The organism is Streptomyces sp. NPDC058632 (assembly GCF_042717095.1).
Classification (GTDB): Bacteria; Actinomycetota; Actinomycetes; order Streptomycetales; family Streptomycetaceae; genus Streptomyces.
This window is the reverse complement of record NZ_JBHXQZ010000002.1, coordinates 88,165-106,136: the sequence shown is the minus strand read 5'-3', so window position 1 is coordinate 106,136 and position 17,972 is coordinate 88,165. Positions and strand designations below refer to the sequence as shown.

The window sequence follows — 17,972 nt, the reverse complement described above, 5'->3', positions numbered from 1 at the left end:
CTGACCCCCCCCCCTAACAGCAGCGCGGCGGCACCGCGCCGCACCCCCGGGGGACCGCCAGGTGGTTGGACACCCTGCCCCCTGCCCCGGGGTGGACCACCCGGGGGGGCGGCCGTTGGACCCCGCCCCCCCCCACTCACGGGTCGCTCATGTGCTCACGACGCCGCCGGCCTGCTCGGCCCGTCCGACGGGCGGTTCAGCTCCGCGGCAGCCGCGGGAACCGGCGCTTCTCCTGCGCCCTGCGCTCGTCCTCCTCCGCCTTGGCGACGGCCGCGTACTGGTCGACGTACTCCTGCCCGGACAGCGTCAGAATGGCGTACATGATCTCGTCGGTGACGGCGCGCAGGACCGCCCGCTCGTCCTCCATGCCTTCGTAGCGGGAGAAGTCGAGGGGCTTGCCGAAGCGGATCGCCACGGGATGGATGCGGGGGACGACCTTGCCGGGCGGCTGCGCCTCGAAGGTGCCGATCATCGCGCAGGGAATCACCGGGACGCCGGCCGTGAGGGCCATCTTCGCGACCCCGACCTTGCCCTTGTACAGGCGCCCGTCGTGCGACCGCGTGCCCTCCGGGTAGATGCCGAGCAACTCCCCCTTGCCCAGCACCCCGAGGCCCTCCCGGATCGCGGCCTGGCCTGCGTCCTTCCCTGAACGGTCGACCGGGATCTGGCCCGCGCTGTGGAAGAAGAACGCCGTCAGCCGGCCCTTGATGCCCGGGCCGGTGAAGTACTCGGCCTTGGCGAGGAACGTGATACGCCGTTTGAGGATCGCGGGCATCAGGAAGTGGTCCGAGAACGACAGATGGTTGCCGGCGACGATGCCGGCACCGGACGACGGCACATGGTCCAGGCCCTCTATTCGAGGCCGGAAGACCAGTCTCAGCAGCGGGCCCAGCAGTACATATTTCAGCAGGTAGTAGAACAAGGGGCGCGCTCCTCGACTCCGTCGGACGGGCCCAGCGGCGTGTTGCAGCAGGTCAACCGGCACGTCGTGGGGGTTGTCAGTGTAGGTCGGGGCGGGACCGTCCGGCACCATGTGCGACAGGTCCGGGAGCAGTCAGGGGAGCGGGCCGGACGGAACCCGCAGGGTGGCTGAACACCCGTCGGCGCACGGGCCGGTGAGGCCGTGTGCCGCCGCGGTGCCCGCCCGGCCCGCTTCACGGGCGGAGTGCCCCGAGCGGGCTCCTTCCCCAAGCTCCCGGCTTCGCTCGAGCAGGGGAGACCCCAACCGGCTCCCTACCATGCGGATCTCCGTCTCCTCCGACATGGACGGACCCGCGGCCCGCGCCCTGCTCGCCGAACTGCGCGAGCACGGCCACGAGGTGCGCGTGCACGGTGCCCCGAGTCCCGGAAGCGCTGCGCGGTGGGCTTTCTGCTCCGAGGCGGCCGCCCGCGACGTCGCCGACGGGACCGCGGACCAGGCGGTGGTGTGCTGCTGGACCGGCACGGGTGCCTCGATCGCGGCCAACAGGGTTCCGGGCGCAGGGGCAGCCCTGTGCACGGACGCCTGCACGGCGGACGGCGCGCGCCGCTGGAACGACGCCAACGTGCCGGCGTTCGGGCTGCGGCTCACGTCCGAGCCGCGGCTGAGGGGGATTCCTCGACGCCCGGTTCGCCCCGGTGGCCGGCCGGGACGAGGAGGACCGGCGCAACGCGGACCGGCTGACCCGGCTCGACGGCACAGGCCCACCACCGGCTGAACCGTCCCTGCCGGACGCGACGCGAACCGTCACCGCACGCGCCGGGCGGCGTGAACGCGGGGCCGCGAACCGTCACAGGCGGACGACGATCAGCGCGGTGTCGTCGGTGGCGCCGCCGGGCGGCAGCAGCTCCAGCAGCACGGTGTCCGCCAGCGACTCCGGATCCCGCGCCCGGTGGCGGCGCAGCGACTCGGAGAGGCGCAACAGTCCGGCGTCGATGTCCTCCCGGCGCCGTTCGACCAGACCGTCGGTGTAGAGCACAAGGGTCGACCCCGGCGTGAACGTGGTCGTCGCCTCGGGCCTCGGGGCCGGTTCGGGGAGGGCGTCGAGCGGGGGATCGGTGGCCCGGTCGAGGAACTCCACCCGCCCGTCGCGGTGGACCAGCACGGGTGGGAGATGGCCGGCGCTGCTGTACGCGATGGTGTGCCGGTCGAAGTCGACGAAGGTGGTGACCACGGTCGCGGACTCGGCGCCGTCGACCACGTGCGCGTAGCGCCCCACGACGTCCAGGGCCTCGGCGGGCCCCGCCGCGACCCGCGAGGCGGCGGTGAGCGCGCTGCGCAGCTGGCCCATGACCCCGGCCGCCTCGAGCCCGTGCCCGACCACGTCACCCACGGACACGCCGATGCGGTGGCCGCCCACCAGGTCGACCAGGTCGTACCAGTCCCCGCAGACGTTGAGCGAGCCCACCGCGGGCCGGTAGCGCACGGCGGCCCGATGGTGGCCCACCTGCCGAGGGGCGGGCAGCATCGCTTCCTGCAGCACCAGCGCCACCTGCCGCTCCCGGGCGTGCGCCTGGCGCAGGCGGTTGTTGAGCTCCTGCAGTTCGCGGGCGCGTGTGTACAGCTCGGCCTCCAGGGCCCGGCCCTGGTCGACGCCGGCACGGTGGCGGGCCCGCATCAGCTCGGTGACCTCCTCGATCCGGTGCACGACCAGGACCACACTGCCGTCGCTGCCCAGCACCGGCGTGTTCACCGGGCTCCAGTAGCGCTCCTCCCACTCGCCGGGGTACTCCCGGCTCTCCACGTCGTAGCGCTGCAGGGCCAAGGCGTCGCGCTCGCCGGTGGCCACGACGCGCAGCAGCGAGGCGTGCAGGTTGCGCGCACCGGAGGAGTCGGGATTGTCCGGGTTCTCCGGGAAGACGTCGAACATGTAGCGGCCCAGCAGTTCCTCACGGCACCTCCCGATCCCCTCGGCGAAGGCCTCGTTGACGTCCGCGTACACGAGACCCGGGGTGAGGATCGCCACCATGCCGGGCAGGGCCCGGTACACCGCCGCGTAGTCGATCGCCGTTTGTGTCATGACCACTGCCTCTGCGCCGGAATGGCGTCAGTTTTTCACATAGTGGGCGAAATGGGCAGAGTGAGGTGGTCGCTCGGGAGGCGTGCGATGCCGGCGGCGTCAATCGACGGGGAGGTCGTCCGGGCCGGTCAGCGACATCTCGGCCCAGATGACCTTCCCGTCGGGAACGAAACGGGTGCCCCACCGCTGGGCGAGCTGCGAGACCAGCAACAGCCCGCGCCCGCCCTCGTCCATGGCGCGGGGATGACGCAGATGGGGCGTGGTCGCCCCGCCGTCGAACACCTCGCAGACCAGTGCCCGCTCCCGGATCAACCGCAGCCGGACGGGGCCGGCGGCGTGCCGGATGGCGTTGGTGACCAGTTCGCTGACCACCAGCTCCGCGGTGAAGACCAGCTCGTCCAGACCCCAGCGGCCCAGCTGCCGGGTGGCCGTTCTGCGGGCCTCGGCCACCACGGCCGGATCCGCCGGCAGGTCCCAGACCGCCACCTGGCCGGCGTCCAGGAGCCGGGTACGGGCCAGCAGCATGGCCACGTCGTCGTACGGGCGGGTGGGTACCAAGGCGTCCACCACGGCCCGGCACCGCTGGTCCAGGGAATCCGGAGCCGCTTGCAGCGCCTGCCGCAGCCGCTCCCGGCCGGGGTCGGCGTCCCCGGTTCCGTTCCTGCCGGGGACACCGGCCAGCAGACCGTCGGTGTGCAGGACGACCGTGCTGCCCTCCGTCAGGGTCAGCTCCACCGCCTCGAACGGCGGACCGCCCACGCCGAGCGCAGGCCCCGCCGGCAGTTCGACGAAGCCCACCGAGCCGTCGGGCGCCACCAGGACGGGCGCGGGATGGCCCGCGGCGGCCATCGCGCACCGCCCGTCGACCGGGTCGTAGACGATGTACAGGCAACCGGACCCCACGGGCTGGCCGTAGGCCGCCGCAGGCTCGCTCTCCCCCTCGCACGCCGACTGCGACACCAGGTCGTCCAGATGCCCCAGTACCTCCTCGGGGGGCAGATCCAGCGCGGCCAGGGTCCGTACGGCGGTCCGCAGCCGGCCCATCGCGGCGGCGGCGTCGATGCCGTGCCCGGGGACCTCGCCGACGACGAGGGCGACACGGGCCCCCGACAGCGGGATCAGGTCGTACCAGTCGCCGCCCAGACCGGTCAGTTCGTCGGCCGGGCGGTAGCACGCGGCCACCTCGACGGCGTCCTGCTCCGGGAGCCGGTGGGGCAGCAGGCTGCGCTGCAGCACGAGCGCCGCGTTCCGCTCCCTGGTGTAGCGCCGGGCGTTGTCCACACAGACGGCGGCGCGCGAGACGAGGTCCTCGGCGAGGTTCGTGTCGTCCTCACCGAAGGGGTCCCGGCGGCGCCGGAAGAACCCGGTGATGCCCAGGGTGACACCCCGGGCACGGATCGGCACGATCATCACACTCTGCAGCCCCAGCTCCAGGAACGTGGCCGCCCGGCGGCCGGGCCTGCTCTCGATCCATCCCAGGGCGAGCGGGTCGAGCTGCTCCTGACGCCAGGTCCTGCCCGTGGTCAGGCAGCGGACCGGCGGTGAACCGGGCAGATAGGAGACCGGCACGCCGATGTCCCGGACCGTGCGCGGCAGATCCTCGTACACGGACCGGTGGCCCGCGCGGAGCAGCGGCACCCTGTCCGTCTCCGTGAGCGGTCCCGGTGGGAGCTCGGCGCCCCGCAGCACCGTCTCGAGAAGGTCCACGGTCACGAAGTCCGCGAGGTCCGGGACGGCGACGTCGGCCAGCTCCTGCGCGGTGTGCATGACGTCCAGGGTGCGGCCGATGTGCCGGCCGGCCCGGTCGAGCAGCGCGAGGCGCCGGCGCGCGCGGTGCCGGTCGGTGATGTCGACGACGCTGTAGTAGACGCCCATCGGGTGGCCCCGGTCGTCGTCGAGCCGGGTGAACGACAGCATGTGCGCGGTTTCCCGCAGCGGCGCCGAACGGGCCTGACCGACGTGTTCGAAGCCGACCACCGACTCGCCGGTCTCCAGGACGTAACGCATCCGCGCCTCGACGGCCTCGGCGTCCAGTCCGGGCTGGACATCGGCGAACCGCAGGCCCAGCCGCCGCTGCGCGGGACCGCCGCCGAACTGCTCGAGCGCGGTGTTCGACCACACGAACCGCAGGTCCGTGTCCACGATCGCGAGCCCGATCGCCGATCCGGAGACCATCTGCTCCAGCATCGTGCGGCTCATGTCCCAGCCGGAGGAGCCGGCCAGCTCCGACAGCAGCACCAGCAGGGACGAGCGGCCACGCGGCTCCACGGTCCGCAGCACCCTGACCATGAGGGGGACCGCGTGTCCGTCCCGGTGCCGGGCCGTCATCAGGCCGGCCCAGCCGTCGTCGGACCGGCAGCGCCCGACCAGATCCGGCACCCGCTCGGCGTCCTGGGCGGTCAGCAGATCGGACAGCTTCCCGCCCACCGCCTCGGCCGCCGTGTACCCCAGCAGCCGCTCGGCCGGACCGGTCCAGTTCGTCACCACACCCTGCGGATCGAGCAGCAGGGGAGCGGCGTCGGCCACGTCGAACCGCTGCCGGGCAACGTCCTGCTCCCCGTGTTTGCCCACGTGTCCGCCCACGGCCGACCTCTCTGTCGCTGCGAGTGGTCTACCACCTCTTGTCCCCATCTTCACCCGGGAACCGGGCAGCGGGCTTCCCGGGTGAAGATGGGGACCGGTGAAAACAGCCGGACGGACGGGGAGCGGGCCGGGCGGACCGGGCGGGCCGACCGCCCCTCGGCCCGCTCCCCGCCTCCCCGGGCGGGGAACGGGCCGACCGGGTCAGCGGCCCTGGCCCAACACCTTCCCCAGCGTTTCCAGCGCGTCTTGGAGTTCCTCGCCCCGGATGGTGAGCGGCGGGGCCAGCCGGATGGTGGACCCGTGGGTGTCCTTGACCAGGATTCCCTCCCGCATCAGCCGCTCACCGACCTCACGGCCGGTGCCGAGCGCCGGGTCGACGTCGACACCCGCCCACAGCCCGCGCGAGCGGAAACCCACGACGCCCCGGCCGACCAGCGATTCCAGCCCGCCGCGCAGCACCACGCCAAGTTCCGCCGCCCGGCGCTGGAACTCGCCCGTCTCCAGAAGTTCCACCACCGCCGTGCCGACGGCCGCGGCCAGCGGATTGCCGCCGAACGTCGAGCCGTGCTCCCCGGGGTGCAGCACCCCGAGCACCTCGCGCCGGGCCACCACCGCCGACACCGGGACGATGCCGCCGCCCAGCGCCTTGCCGAGCAGCACCATGTCCGGGACGACCGACTCGTGGTCCACGGCCAGCGTGTGTCCCGTACGGCCGAGTCCCGACTGGATCTCGTCCGCGACGAACAGGCACCCCGCGCGGCGCGTCAGCCCCCGTACGCCCGCCAGATAGCCGTCGTCGGGGATGTTCACCCCCGCCTCGCCCTGGATCGGCTCGATCAGCACCGCGGCCGTCGTCTCGTCGACCGCCGCCTCCAGCGCCGCCAGGTCGTTGTACGGGACGACCCGGAAGCCCGGGGTGAAGGGCCCGAAGCCGGCGCGGGCGGTCTCGTCCGTCGAGAAGCTGACGATGGTCGTCGTCCGGCCGTGGAAGTTGTCCGCGGCGACCACGATCGTCGCCTTGCCGGCCGGGACGCCCTTCACGTCGTAGGCCCACTTGCGGGCCACCTTCACCGCGCTCTCCACCGCCTCCGCGCCGGTGTTCATGGGCAGCACCATGTCCAGCCCGGTCAGCGCGGCCAGCCGCTCGGCGAACTCGGCGAGCCGGTCGTTGTGGAAGGCACGCGAGGTCAGCGTGAGCCGGTCCAGCTGGCGGTGCGCCGCCTCGGTCAGCGCGGGATGGCGGTGGCCGAAGTTGAGCGCCGAGTAGCCGGCCAGCATGTCGAGGTAGCGGCGGCCCTCCACGTCCTCCACCCACGCGCCCTGCGCGCGGGCGACGACCACGGGCAGCGGGTGGTAGTTGTGCGCGAGGACCGGCTCCTCCGCACCGATCAGCTCGGCGGACGAACGGGTACGGGCGGCAGCGGTCATGAGCGGATCTCCTGAGTGCAGCACTTGATCCCGCCGCCTGCCTTGTGGAACTCGGACAGGTCGACGGGAACGGGAACGTAACCGCGCTCGGCGAGCCGCGCGGCAAGGGCCGTCGCCCCCGGTGAGACGAACACATGACGTCCGTCGGAGACGGAGTTCAGACCGAAGGCCATCGCGTCCTCGCGGGTCGCGGTCACCGCGTCCGGATACAGCCGGGCCAGCACCTCGCGGCTCCCCGGCGAGAACGCCTCCGGGTAGTACGCGATGTTCTCCTCGTCCAGTGCGAACAGTGCCGTGTCCAGGTGGTAGAAGTACGGATCGACCAGCGTCAGGCCGATCACGGGCACCCCGAAGAACTCCTGCGCCTCGTGATGCGCCTCGCGGGTGGTGCGGAAACCGGTGCCGGCGAGGATCCAGCGCCCGGCCGCAACCAGGTCGCCCTCGCCCTCGCACACCGACTCGGGACGGTGGACGTCGAAGCCCTCCGCCTTGAACCAGGTCTCGTACGGCACGGACTCGGGGCGCCGCTCGGGCGCCAGGAACAGGGAGCCGAGGACACGGCCCCCGACGACGGCCGCCGCGTTCGCGGCGAACACCATGTCGGGCAGGCCGGGTACCGGTTTCACGCTCTCCACGGTATGACCGTGGGCGCGGTAGACGTCGACCAGCGTGTGCCACTGCCGCTGGGCCAGGGCGAGGTCGACGGGAGGGTCGGGACGCATCCAGGGGTTGATCGCGTACCGCACGGCGAAATGTCCGGGATCGCAGACGAGGTAGCGCCGTCGGGACGGCACACGGGTGTCGGTCACAGAGGGGTGCCTCCGCTTCCACGCGGTGTCATCAGGGGTGTGTCCACGGTAGAAAGCGACCGGTCCGGACGACAAGGAACATGAGGTGCGCACTCACGCAGCAATGCTGCGTGTTCCCCCTGCTCCACGCACGTCTGCTGCGCCTCGCGCGAAAGCCGTGGGCGCTACGGAGCCGGCTGGCTCGCGCCCGCCTCCGGACTCTCCGGGATCAGATGGGACAGCACCATCACGCTGATCGTCTTCCGGATGAACGGCTCCGCACGGATCCGCTCCAGCACCTCCTCGAAGTGCTCCACGTCCCGCGCCCGCAGATGCAGCAGCGCGTCGGCGCCCCCGGTCACCGTCATCGCCGCGGCGATCTCCGGGTGGTTGCGCACCACCTCCGCCAGCCGCCGGGGCGGCGCCGCCCCCTCGCAGTACACCTCGACGTACGCCTCCGTGCGCCAGCCCAGCGCCGACGGCCGCACCGTCGCCGTGAACCCGGTGATCACCCCCGTCTCGCGCAGACGGTCCACCCGGCGCTTGACCGCCGTCGACGACAGGCCGACCGCCGCGCCGATCTCGGCGAAGGACGTCCGGGCGTTCGCCATCAGCGCGATGACGATCTGTCGGTCCAACTCGTCGAACGGCGCCGGTCTGCTGCTCATACCCGCACTGTAACCAGCACCGGCAGGCCCTCGTCGTCCGACGGGAAGGCCCACGTCCGGGCCATGTCCAGACGTGGAAATCCCCCCTAGACTCCACCTTCATGCTGCGCGCCCTCGCCGTCGACGACGAACGCCCCTCGCTGGAGGAACTGCTCTACCTGCTGCACGCGGACCCCCGCATCGGCAGTGCCGAGGGAGCCGGCGACGCGACCGAGGCGCTGCGCCGCATCAACCGCGCGCTGGAGTCGGGGCCCGACGGACCCGAGGCCGTCGACGTCGTCTTCCTCGACATCCAGATGCCCGGCCTCGACGGACTCGACCTCGCCCGGCTGCTCGGCGGCTTCGCCCGGCCGCCGCTGGTCGTGTTCGTCACCGCCCACGAGGACTTCGCCGTGCAGGCGTTCGACCTCAAGGCCGTCGACTACGTCCTCAAGCCCGTCCGCACGGAGCGGCTGGCCGAAGCGGTCCGTCGCGTCGTCGAACTGCGCGCCGCCGAACAGCGCGACAGCACCCCGCGCATCCCCGTGCACGAACCCGACCCGGACCACATAGCCGTCGAACTCGGCGGCGTGACCCGCTTCGTCGCGGTCGACGACATCACGCACGTGGAGGCCCAGGGCGACTACGCCCGCCTGCACACCGACCGCGGCAGTCACCTCGTCCGCATACCGCTGTCCACCCTGGAGGAACGCTGGCGCTCACGCGGCTTCGTCCGCATCCACCGCCGCCATCTCGTCGCCCTGCGCCACATCGGGGAACTCCGCCTCGGCACCGGCACCGTGAGCGTCCTGATCGGATCCGAGGAGCTCCAGGTCAGCCGGCGGCACACCCGTGAACTGCGGGACCTGCTGATGCGCCGGACCACGGGCTGAGGGGAGAGGACATGCCCCAGGACGCGACCGAACGCAGGGTGGTCGTCACCGGCCCGCCCCGCCGCACCCGCCGCTCCTCCGGTTACTACCGCCCGCGCACCGAGATCGACGAGCAGACCACCCTCGGCCACACCTATGTCCGCTCCCTGATGCGCATCCAACTGCGCACCGGACTGACCGTGTTCGCGGTCCTCGTCCTGCTCGTCGGACCGCTCCCGCTGGTCTTCGCGGCCGCCCCGGACGCCCGCCGGCTGGAGTGGGCGGTACTCGGCTTCGGGCTCTACCCGCCGCTGGTCCTGCTCGCCCGCTGGTACGTACGCCGCGCCGAACGCAACGAACGCGACTTCGTGCGGCTCGTCGAGGACCGCTGAGGAAACGCAGGCGCCGTGAACTCCAGTTACGCCGTACCCGCCGTGGCCCTCGTCGTCCTGGCGACCATCCTCGTCGGCGCCTTCGGCCTGCGCATCTCCCGCACCACCTCCGACTTCTACGTCGCCTCCCGCACGGTCGGCCCCCGCCTGAACGCAGCCGCCATCAGCGGCGAGTACCTCTCCGCCGCGTCCTTCCTCGGCATCGCGGGCCTGGTCCTGGTCCAGGGCCCCGACATGCTCTGGTACCCGGTCGGCTACACCGCCGGCTATCTGGTCCTGCTGTTGTTCGTCGCCGCACCGCTGCGCCGCTCCGGCGCCTACACACTGCCCGACTTCGCCGAGGCCCGCCTCGCCTCGCACGCCGTGCGGCGGCTCGCGGGCGCCTTCGTCGTCGGCGTCGGCTGGCTGTACCTGCTGCCCCAGCTCCAGGGCGCGGGGCTCACCCTGACCGTGCTGACCGGCGCCCCCGACTGGCTCGGCGGAGTGATCGTCGCCGTCGTGGTCACCGTCATCGTCGCTGCCGGCGGCATGCGCAGCATCACCTTCGTGCAGGCCTTCCAGTACTGGCTCAAGCTCACCGCCCTGCTCGTGCCCGGACTGTTCCTGGTCCTCGCCTGGCAGAGCGACGGGGCGCCCAGCCACGCCTTCGACGAACCCGCCGCCTTCCGCGAACAGCGTGTCGTCCGCGTCGACGACACCGTCGACCTGAGAATCGCCGACCCGCTGGCCGTCACCGTGGACGGCACCGTCGACGGCCGCGAACACGACGGCACCGAGGTCCACCTGCCCGCCGGCACCCACCGCGTCGACGGCGGTACCCGGCTGACCTTCGCCGAGGGGTCCGAGGTCCCGGCCGCGGGACGCGGCGCCGACGACGCCCTCTCGCCCTCCCGCGCCGAGTCCCGTGAGGAACGCCCGCTGTACGCCACGTACGGACTGATCCTCGCCACCTTCTTCGGCACCATGGGCCTGCCGCACGTGGTGGTCCGCTACTACACCAGTCCGCACGGTGTCGCCGCCCGCCGCACCACCGTCGCCGTGCTCGGTCTGATCGGCGCCTTCTACCTGCTGCCTCCGGTCTACGGAGCCCTCGGCCGCCTGTACGCCCCCGAACTGACCCTCACCGGCGACGCGGACGCCGCCGTGCTCCTGCTGCCCGGCCGCATGTTCGGGGGAGTGGGCGGCGACCTGCTCGGCGCGCTGGTCGCCGGGGGCGCCTTCGCCGCGTTCCTGTCCACGGCCTCGGGGCTGACCATGGCCGTGGCCGGCGTGATCACCCAGGACGTCCTGCCCTCGCGCGGTGTACGGCACTTCAGGCTCGGCACGGTACTCGCCATGGCCGTCCCGCTCCTGGCCAGCGTCCTGGTCGGCGGGTTGCCGGTGGCCGACGCCGTGGGGCTCGCCTTCGCCGTGTCGGCCTCCTCGTTCTGCCCGCTGCTCGTCCTCGGCATCTGGTGGCGCCGGCTCACCCCGCCCGGCGCGGCGGCCGGCATGCTGGTCGGCGGCGGCTCCGCCTTCCTCGCCGTCGCCGCGACCATGGCCGGCTACCCGGGCCAAGGCGCCTGGCACGCGCTGCTCGCCTGGCCCGCCCTGTGGTCGGTGCCGGTGGGCTTCCTCACCATGATCCTGGTCTCCCTGGCCACCCCCGGCCGGGTGCCGCCCGGAACGGCGGCGGTGCTCGCCCGGTTCCACCTGCCGGAGGAACTACGGACGGAGGTGTCCCAGTGAGCGGATTCCTGGCGGGCCTGTGCGTCGCCGTCCTGCCCCTGCTGGCCGCCGGCTTCTGGCTCGGCCGGCGCACCGCACGGCCGCCCGGCCTGGCCGGCCTCGGCACCCCCGTCGAGCACGCCACCTTCGAGACCCTGCACACCGCGTCCCTGGCCACACCCCCGCTCCGCGCCGGACTGACCGAGGAGACCGCCGGCCGGTCCGCCCGCAAACTGCGCTCCCTGCTCGGCACCGACGCCCTGTGCCTCACCGACCGGGAACAGGTCCTCGTCTGGGACGGCGCCGGCGCCCATCACCGCACCGAGATCATGGAACGTCTGGCGGGCCCCCTCGAGTCCGGACGCGGCGAGGCCTTCCCGCTCACCTGCGACACCCCCGACTGCGCGGTGCGCTGGGCCGTCGTCGCCCCGCTCACCGTCGACGACCGGGTGCACGGAACCCTCGTCGCCTGCGCGCCCCGCGAGTCCGCGGTCCTGGTCCGGGCTGCCGCAGAGGTCGCCCGCTGGGTCTCCGTCCAGCTCGAACTCGCCGACCTCGACCAGTCCCGCACCCGCCTCATCGAGGCCGAGATCAGAGCGCTGCGGGCGCAGATATCCCCGCACTTCATTTTCAACTCACTCGCCGTGATCGCCTCGTTCGTGCGCACCGATCCCGAGCGGGCCCGCGAGCTGCTGCTGGAGTTCGCCGACTTCACCCGCTACTCGTTCCGCCGGCACGGCGACTTCACCACCCTCGCCGACGAGCTCCACGCCATCGACCACTACCTGGCGCTGGTCCGGGCCCGCTTCGGCGACCGCCTCTCCGTCACCCTGCAGATCGCCCCCGAGGTGCTCCCGGTCGCCCTGCCCTTCCTCTGCCTGCAGCCCCTGGTCGAGAACGCCGTCAAGCACGGCCTCGAGGGCAAGGCCGACAAGTGCCACATCCAGATCACCGCACAGGACACCGGTGCCGAAGCCCTCGTCGTGATCGAGGACGACGGCGCCGGGATGGACCCCGGCCTGCTGCGCCGCATCCTCGCCCGCGAGGTCGACCACACGGGCGGCATCGGTCTGTCCAACGTCGACGACCGGCTCCGCCAGGTGTACGGCGACGACTACGGCCTCGTCATCGAGACCGCGGTCGGCGCCGGCATGAGAATCACCGTCCGGCTGCCGAAGTACCAGCCGGGCGTGCACCTGGCGGGCCGGCTCACACCGAAGTGAGCCGCCCGCCGGGCAGGGCCTGTCCGGCGGCTCAGGCGCTGCGTGTGGTGATCATGGCGAGGGTGATCAGCCCCAGGACGACCCAGCCGAACCACAGCCATCCATTGCTGCCGAGCGCCACCGTGTAGGCCGTCACGGCGACGAGCCCGCCGACGGTGAGTACTCCCATGGTCTTCGTAGAGGTGGAACCGTTGCTGGAACCGGGCATCGCGACACCCTCCTCATGGTTCGGTTCCCTCCATGGTGCCCCCGTTCTGCCGCTTTACCGTGCACACGACGACATGTACGCCCGTATCCCAGGACAGCTCGCCGGTCCACGACCCGGCTTCGTGGACGGACGGGTCGAAGCCGTAGTCACGCGGCGGCACGTCACGGGCGCAGGCCGCGTCCGACCGTGTGCGCGCCTCGGTGAGGGTGACGTCCTCGCCCAGTCGGGTGAACCCGAGGACCTGTTCCTCGTACCGGCCACCGCACGGCACCAGAAGGGCCTGACGCCCCGGACGCGTGTCCAGGCAGTCCCGGCGCTGCATCGGCACGGTGTCGGCGAACGCCGTGCCGAACGGGCGCCGGTCGCCGAGCGGCCCGTACACCGGCCCCCGCGCACCCAGGACCAGACAGGCGGTGCGCCGCCCGGTCTCCTCGAACCCGTCCGGGACGGGTACGACGGCGAGGGGGAGCACCGCGGCCATACGCCCGCGGAACTCCCGCGTCGCCTCCTCGCACCGGGCCGGACCCAGTTCCCGCGCCTCCTCGGCGGAGGCGGTCCCGACGAACCCCACGACCTGCCCGTCGACCTCCCGGCCCGCCGCGCCCGCGCAGGCCGGTTCGACGCTGAGCCGGGGCACGCCGGCGAACCGGCGGCCGCCGGGCCAGACGGCACGCACGCAGTCGCCCCGCTCGAGCGGGGCGGCGAGCCCCACGGCATCCCCGTACGGCGTCGTCGCCGTCCCGCCGCCGCCCGTCCGGTCGGCCAGCGCGTACCAGGCACCGCCCAGGGCCAGCACCACGCCGAGCCCGACGGCTGCCCGCAGGACGGGGCGGCGCGGACGCTGGTGGGCGGGGGCGGTCACGGACGCCGTGCGTCCCACCGGTCCTGCGGGCGCCGTACGTCCCGCAGGATCCACGCCCTCAGCGGCTCCCGTGGACGCTGTGGTGCCCGTCGGCCCTGTGGTGCCCGCGGGGCCCGGGGAGCCCGCGGGCAGGGCCGGCGTGGCCCAGGGCGGCTGGGAGCCGAGGTCGGTGTGCGGCCGGGCGTACGACTGCGACTGGGACGTGACGAGTCGCGACAGCTCCGCCTCCAGCACCCGCGCGGACGTGCGCCGCCGGGGATCCTTCTCGAGCAGGCCCCGCAGCACCGGCTCCAGGGCACCCGCCCGCACCGGCCGGCGCGGCTCCTCGGTGACGACCGCCGCGATCGACGCGAGCGGTGACTCCCGCTCGAAGGGGCCGCGCCCTTCGACGCCGTGGTACAGCGTGCAGCCCAGGGAGAACAGGTCGGCGGCCGGTGTCGCCGGACTCCCGGTGGCGCGCTCCGGGGCCAGCCAGCCGGCGGTGCCGACCACCCCGGACGCCATGGTGTACCGCGTCTCACCGGTGTCAGGCTGCACGGAGACGCCGTAGTCGGTGAGCAGGACCCGTCCGTGCGGCGCGCCGGTGCGGTCCGGGGCGAGCAGGATGTTCGCCGGCTTCACGTCCCGGTGCAGCACGCCCCGCTCGTGACCGGTGGTCAGCGCGTCCAGTACGGCCAGCCCGATCCGGGCGCACTCGGCGGGAGCGAGCGCGCCGCGCCGGGCGACCAGCTCCCGCAGGTCGACGGCGTCCGCCACGTACTCCATGACGATCCACGGCAGGCCCTCGTGCTCCATGACGTCGTGCACGGTCACCACATGCGGGTGATCACGCAGGCCGGCCGCGTGCCGGGCCTCCGCGCGGGCACGGGCGACCCGGGTCTCCCGCTCCTGGCCGGGCTCGGCCGGATCGTGGAACACGATCTCCTTGAGGGCGACCTCACAGGTGAGTCTCTGGTCATGGGCCAGCCAGACATGCCCCATACCGCCCCGGCCCAGCCGGTGCAGCAGCACATAACGGCCGGCGACGACCCGACCCGCTCCCGACGACGACGCGCGCAGTGCCATGACCGCTTCCCCCCGGCGGCTCGCCCCTGGCGGCTCATGCTACCGAACGGTGGCACCTCTCAGGTGAATCGGGGAGAAAGTGAGCGACGGGGAGAGAAGAGGAGGGAAAGTGACCGAAAGGGGTTCATTTCCCGGTGGTGTGCAAGGAGGCCAGATAGGCGTTGTACGCCTCGAGTTCCTTGTCCCCGTCGCGGTCCGCGGCCCGGTCGGTGCGCTTGGCCTGCCGCTGGTCCGAGGCGTACCACTGGAACAGCAGCGCGATCAGCACCAGCACGGACGGGACCTCGCTGAACGCCCAGGCGATACCGCCGGCCGCGTTCTGGTCGGACAGCGCGTCGATGCCCAGGGAGCCCGGAGGGTTCTGGAAGCTCGTCACCATCGGCGCGGACGCCATCATCAGCGCGATGCCGAAGAACGCGTGGAACGGCATGCCCGCGAACAGCTCCAGCATCCGCATCAGATGGCCCGGCCGGTGCGGGCCCGGGTCCACGCCCATGATCGGCCAGAAGAACACCAGACCGACCGCGAGGAAGTGCACCATCATCGCGATGTGCCCCACCCGGGAGCCCATCAGGAAGTCGAACAGCGGGGTGAAGTACAGCCCGTACAGGCTCGCGATGAACATCGGGATGGTGAACACCGGGTGGGTGACGACCCGCATGTAGCGGCTGTGCAGCAGCATCAGCAGCAGTTCGCGCGGCCCTTTGCTGCCGCGGGCGGCCGGCGGCAGGGCGCGCAGCGCCAGTGTGATCGGGGCGCCGAGCAGGAGCAGGATGGGCGACACCATGCTGATGACCATGTGCTGCACCATGTGCACGCTGAACATGACCATGCCGTAGTCGTTCAGTCCGGTGCACATCATGAGGCCGATGCTCAGCACGCCGAGGACGAACGACACCGTCCGTCCCACCGGCCACTTGTCGCCGCGCCGCGTCAGGCGCACGACCGCCCAGCCGTACAGCGCCAGTCCCAGCAGGCAGGCGACGAGGAAGAAGGGGTCCGCCGACCAGGCGAGCCCTCGCCCCAGCGTGAACGGCGGCAGATCCATGGTCGTGCCGTGCCCGCTGTGATCCATCCGCCGGCTCCGTTTCGTGGGGATTGTGCGCCGTCTGTCCGCACCAGACTAGAACCGCCCCCGGCCGCGGCTGCGGCCGGGGGCGGCTTCGTCCGGCGGTTGCCGGAACGACGACGGGCGGCAGGTGCTACAGGACACACTCCGACTCGGCGTAGCGGTCCTCGGGCACCGTCTTCAGCGTCTCGACGGCCTCGGCCAGCGGCACCGTCACGATCTCCGTCCCGCGCAGCGCGGTCATCCGTCCGAACTCCCCGCGGTGCACGGCCTGAACGGCGTGCCAGCCGAACCGGGTGGCCAGCACCCTGTCGTACGCGGTCGGGGTCCCGCCGCGCTGGGTGTGTCCGAGGATCACCGGACGTGCCTCCTTGCCGAGCCGCGCCTCCAGTTCGACGGAGAGCTGCCGCGCGATCCCGGCGAACCGCTCATGGCCGTAGACGTCCTTGCCGCCCTCGTCGAAGTCCATGCTTCCGGCCCGCGGCTTGGCGCCCTCCGCGGCGACCACGATGGCGAACCGCTTGCCCGCCGAGAACCGCGCGCCGACCTTCGCGGTCAGCTCCTCGATGTCGAAGGGCCGCTCCGGCACGACGATCGCGTGCGCGCCGGCCGCCATGCCGGAGTGCAGGGCGATCCAGCCGGTGTGACGGCCCATGACCTCCACGATGAGCACCCGCTGGTGGGACTCGGCGGTCGTCTTCAGCCGGTCCAGCGCCTCGGTCGCCACACCGACGGCCGTGTCGAAACCGAAGGTGACGTCGGTGACGGCGATGTCGTTGTCGATGGTCTTGGGCACGCCCACTATCGGCAGGCCGTTGTCCGACAGCAGCCGGGCCGCCTTCAGGGTGCCCTCACCGCCGATCGGGATGATCGCGTCGAGGCCGAGCTCCTGGACGTGCCCCTTGGCCCGTGCCACGCCGTCCCGCAGATGCTCGGGACGTACCCGGGAGGAACCGAGGATGGTGCCGCCGCGGGAGAGGATGCCCCCCACCGCGTCGAGGTCGAGCTTGAGGTAGTCGCCCTCCAGGAGGCCCTTCCAGCCGTCCCGGAAGCCGATGACCTCGTCGCCGTGGTCGACGACGGCACGGTGCACTACGGAGCGGATGACGGCGTTCAGGCCGGGGCAGTCGCCGCCGGACGTGAGGACACCAATACGCATAGCCCGAAACAACCTTCTAGCCGTGGGCCGGAACCGGACCGCGTCGTCCGGCTCGATCCCCGCCACCCTAGCGGCACCGGGGGGCGGGACCGAAGAACGCGTCCGCCTGCTGGACGACCGCGCTCACCTGTGCGGACCAGCCGTCAGACGGGCCGGGGGCGCCGGCCCGTCCGACGGGGCAGCAAGGGGGCCGCAGGGTCTACGCGGGCTGCTGCGAGGCCGAGATGCGCTCGCCCCGCAGCGCCTCGTACCAGTGGTCGTCGGTCGGCGGCAGCGCGTTGACGTCGAGCGCCAGCTTCAGCATCAGATCCGCGATCTGCGGGTTGCGGGCCAGCACCGGGCCGTGCATGTACGTGCCGAACACGGTGTCGTTGTAGGCGCCCTCGGTGCCGTCCCCCGTGCCGTTGCCGTTGCCGAAACGCACCCGGGCGAGCGGGCGGGCCGTCGGACCGAGGTGGGTGACGCCCTGGTGGTTCTCGAAACCGGTCAGCGGCGGCAGACCCAGCGGCGGGTCGATGTCGCCCAGCACGTCGCCGACGCACCGCGCACCCTCGCCGCGGACCGAGACGACGTCGAGCAGGCCGAGGCCGGGCTCCCGCTGGCCGAGGTCGTTGATGAACTCGTGGCCGAGGATCTGGTAGCCGGCGCACACGGAGAACACGATCGCGCCGTTCCCCACCGCCCGGTGCAGGCCGCCGTCCCGGCGCAGCCGTTCGGCCGCGAGCCGCTGCGGGCGGTCCTCACCGCCGCCGATCAGGTAGATGTCGCCGGACGTCGGGATCGGCTGGTCGCTGCGCACGTCGAGCCGGGCCACGTCGAGGCCGCGCTGCCGGGCCCGGCGCTCCACGACGAGCACATTGCCCTGGTCACCGTAGGTGCTCAGCAGGTCGGGGTAGATCCATACGATCCGCAGACCGTTGTCGCTCATGAAGTCACTGTCCTTGTGAGTACGTCGCGATGCGTCGCCGGC

General features: G+C 72.5%; 15 protein-coding genes and 1 pseudogene. 5 read left to right on the top strand and 11 right to left on the bottom strand.

The features are described 5' to 3' along the window. Positions 1-196: 196 nt before the first annotated feature. Positions 197-922: a lysophospholipid acyltransferase family protein gene (locus ACFWVE_RS01775; protein ID WP_384007237.1), complete on the bottom strand. Its 726-nt coding sequence runs from the start codon at positions 920-922 to the stop codon at positions 197-199. Positions 923-1,238: 316 nt separating this feature from the next. Here ACFWVE_RS01775 and ACFWVE_RS01770 point away from each other — a divergent pair. Then, a pseudogene (locus ACFWVE_RS01770) lies at positions 1,239-1,674 on the top strand (RpiB/LacA/LacB family sugar-phosphate isomerase); the annotation flags it as partial. 95 nt (positions 1,675-1,769) lie between these two features. Here the strand turns inward: ACFWVE_RS01770 and ACFWVE_RS01765 are convergent. The 5 genes from ACFWVE_RS01765 to ACFWVE_RS01745 form a co-directional block, all read right to left on the bottom strand. Further along, on the bottom strand, positions 1,770-2,999 hold the full coding sequence (locus ACFWVE_RS01765; protein WP_384007235.1) for a PP2C family protein-serine/threonine phosphatase: 1,230 nt from the start codon (positions 2,997-2,999) through the stop codon (positions 1,770-1,772). 99 nt (positions 3,000-3,098) lie between these two features. Further along, the gene (locus ACFWVE_RS01760) at positions 3,099-5,570 is read right to left on the bottom strand and encodes a SpoIIE family protein phosphatase (protein ID WP_384007340.1); all 2,472 of its coding nucleotides are present in this window, start codon (positions 5,568-5,570) and stop codon (positions 3,099-3,101) included. Between the two features lie 213 nt (positions 5,571-5,783). Beyond that, positions 5,784-7,010, bottom strand: a complete 1,227-nt coding sequence (rocD, locus tag ACFWVE_RS01755; RefSeq protein ID WP_384007233.1) for an ornithine--oxo-acid transaminase — start codon at positions 7,008-7,010, stop codon at positions 5,784-5,786. Further along, positions 7,007-7,819, bottom strand: coding sequence for a dimethylargininase (ddaH, locus tag ACFWVE_RS01750; RefSeq protein WP_384007231.1), 813 nt, complete (start codon positions 7,817-7,819; stop codon positions 7,007-7,009). Before ddaH ends, rocD begins: the two co-directional genes overlap by 4 nt. 164 nt (positions 7,820-7,983) lie before the next feature. Then, entirely contained in the window at positions 7,984-8,466 is a 483-nt protein-coding gene (locus tag ACFWVE_RS01745) for an Lrp/AsnC family transcriptional regulator (protein WP_384007230.1), read from the bottom strand. A 101-nt stretch (positions 8,467-8,567) separates the two neighbouring features. Between ACFWVE_RS01745 and ACFWVE_RS01740 the strand changes: the two genes are divergently transcribed. Genes ACFWVE_RS01740 through ACFWVE_RS01725 form a run of 4 tightly spaced genes read left to right on the top strand, consistent with a single transcriptional unit; the run spans position 8,568 to position 12,639 of the window. Next, a complete protein-coding gene (locus ACFWVE_RS01740) occupies positions 8,568-9,338 on the top strand; it encodes a LytR/AlgR family response regulator transcription factor (protein WP_384007228.1) in 771 nt (256 codons plus the stop codon). Between the two features lie 11 nt (positions 9,339-9,349). Further along, positions 9,350-9,709: a hypothetical protein gene (locus ACFWVE_RS01735; protein WP_384007226.1), complete on the top strand. Its 360-nt coding sequence runs from the start codon at positions 9,350-9,352 to the stop codon at positions 9,707-9,709. 15 nt (positions 9,710-9,724) lie between these two features. Then, positions 9,725-11,437 (top strand): cation acetate symporter, encoded by a 1,713-nt coding sequence (locus ACFWVE_RS01730; RefSeq protein ID WP_384007224.1) that lies wholly within the window; start codon positions 9,725-9,727, stop codon positions 11,435-11,437. Next, positions 11,434-12,639, top strand: a complete 1,206-nt coding sequence (locus ACFWVE_RS01725) for a sensor histidine kinase (RefSeq protein ID WP_384007222.1) — start codon at positions 11,434-11,436, stop codon at positions 12,637-12,639. Before ACFWVE_RS01730 ends, ACFWVE_RS01725 begins: the two co-directional genes overlap by 4 nt. 31 nt (positions 12,640-12,670) lie before the next feature. On the opposite strand, the gene ACFWVE_RS01720 is transcribed toward ACFWVE_RS01725, so the two are convergent. The 5 genes from ACFWVE_RS01720 to ACFWVE_RS01700 all read right to left on the bottom strand — a co-directional run bounded on the left by ACFWVE_RS01720 (position 12,671) and on the right by ACFWVE_RS01700 (position 17,930). After that, a complete protein-coding gene (locus tag ACFWVE_RS01720; protein WP_384007220.1) occupies positions 12,671-12,847 on the bottom strand; it encodes a hypothetical protein in 177 nt (58 codons plus the stop codon). 13 nt (positions 12,848-12,860) lie between these two features. After that, positions 12,861-14,774 (bottom strand): protein kinase, encoded by a 1,914-nt coding sequence (locus ACFWVE_RS01715; protein WP_384007218.1) that lies wholly within the window; start codon positions 14,772-14,774, stop codon positions 12,861-12,863. Positions 14,775-14,898: 124 nt separating this feature from the next. After that, positions 14,899-15,849, bottom strand: a complete 951-nt coding sequence (locus ACFWVE_RS01710; RefSeq protein ID WP_384007216.1) for a cytochrome c oxidase assembly protein — start codon at positions 15,847-15,849, stop codon at positions 14,899-14,901. A 127-nt stretch (positions 15,850-15,976) separates the two neighbouring features. Next, entirely contained in the window at positions 15,977-17,002 is a 1,026-nt protein-coding gene (locus ACFWVE_RS01705; protein ID WP_384007214.1) for a 6-phosphofructokinase, read from the bottom strand. A gap of 199 nt (positions 17,003-17,201) precedes the next feature. Continuing rightward, positions 17,202-17,930: a type 1 glutamine amidotransferase gene (locus tag ACFWVE_RS01700; protein WP_384007212.1), complete on the bottom strand. Its 729-nt coding sequence runs from the start codon at positions 17,928-17,930 to the stop codon at positions 17,202-17,204. Positions 17,931-17,972: the final 42 nt, after the last annotated feature.

Coding starts and splice junctions, on each gene's coding strand:
- ACFWVE_RS01765 (WP_384007235.1), bottom strand. CDS start 2,999: ATGACACAAACGGCGATCGACTACGCGGCGGTGTACCGGGCCCTGCCC.
- rocD (WP_384007233.1), bottom strand. CDS start 7,010: ATGACCGCTGCCGCCCGTACCCGTTCGTCCGCCGAGCTGATCGGTGCG.
- ACFWVE_RS01745 (WP_384007230.1), bottom strand. CDS start 8,466: ATGAGCAGCAGACCGGCGCCGTTCGACGAGTTGGACCGACAGATCGTC.
- ACFWVE_RS01740 (WP_384007228.1), top strand. CDS start 8,568: ATGCTGCGCGCCCTCGCCGTCGACGACGAACGCCCCTCGCTGGAGGAA.
- ACFWVE_RS01735 (WP_384007226.1), top strand. CDS start 9,350: ATGCCCCAGGACGCGACCGAACGCAGGGTGGTCGTCACCGGCCCGCCC.
- ACFWVE_RS01720 (WP_384007220.1), bottom strand. CDS start 12,847: ATGCCCGGTTCCAGCAACGGTTCCACCTCTACGAAGACCATGGGAGTA.
- ACFWVE_RS01715 (WP_384007218.1), bottom strand. CDS start 14,774: ATGGCACTGCGCGCGTCGTCGTCGGGAGCGGGTCGGGTCGTCGCCGGC.
- ACFWVE_RS01710 (WP_384007216.1), bottom strand. CDS start 15,849: ATGGATCACAGCGGGCACGGCACGACCATGGATCTGCCGCCGTTCACG.
- ACFWVE_RS01705 (WP_384007214.1), bottom strand. CDS start 17,002: ATGCGTATTGGTGTCCTCACGTCCGGCGGCGACTGCCCCGGCCTGAAC.
- ACFWVE_RS01700 (WP_384007212.1), bottom strand. CDS start 17,930: ATGAGCGACAACGGTCTGCGGATCGTATGGATCTACCCCGACCTGCTG.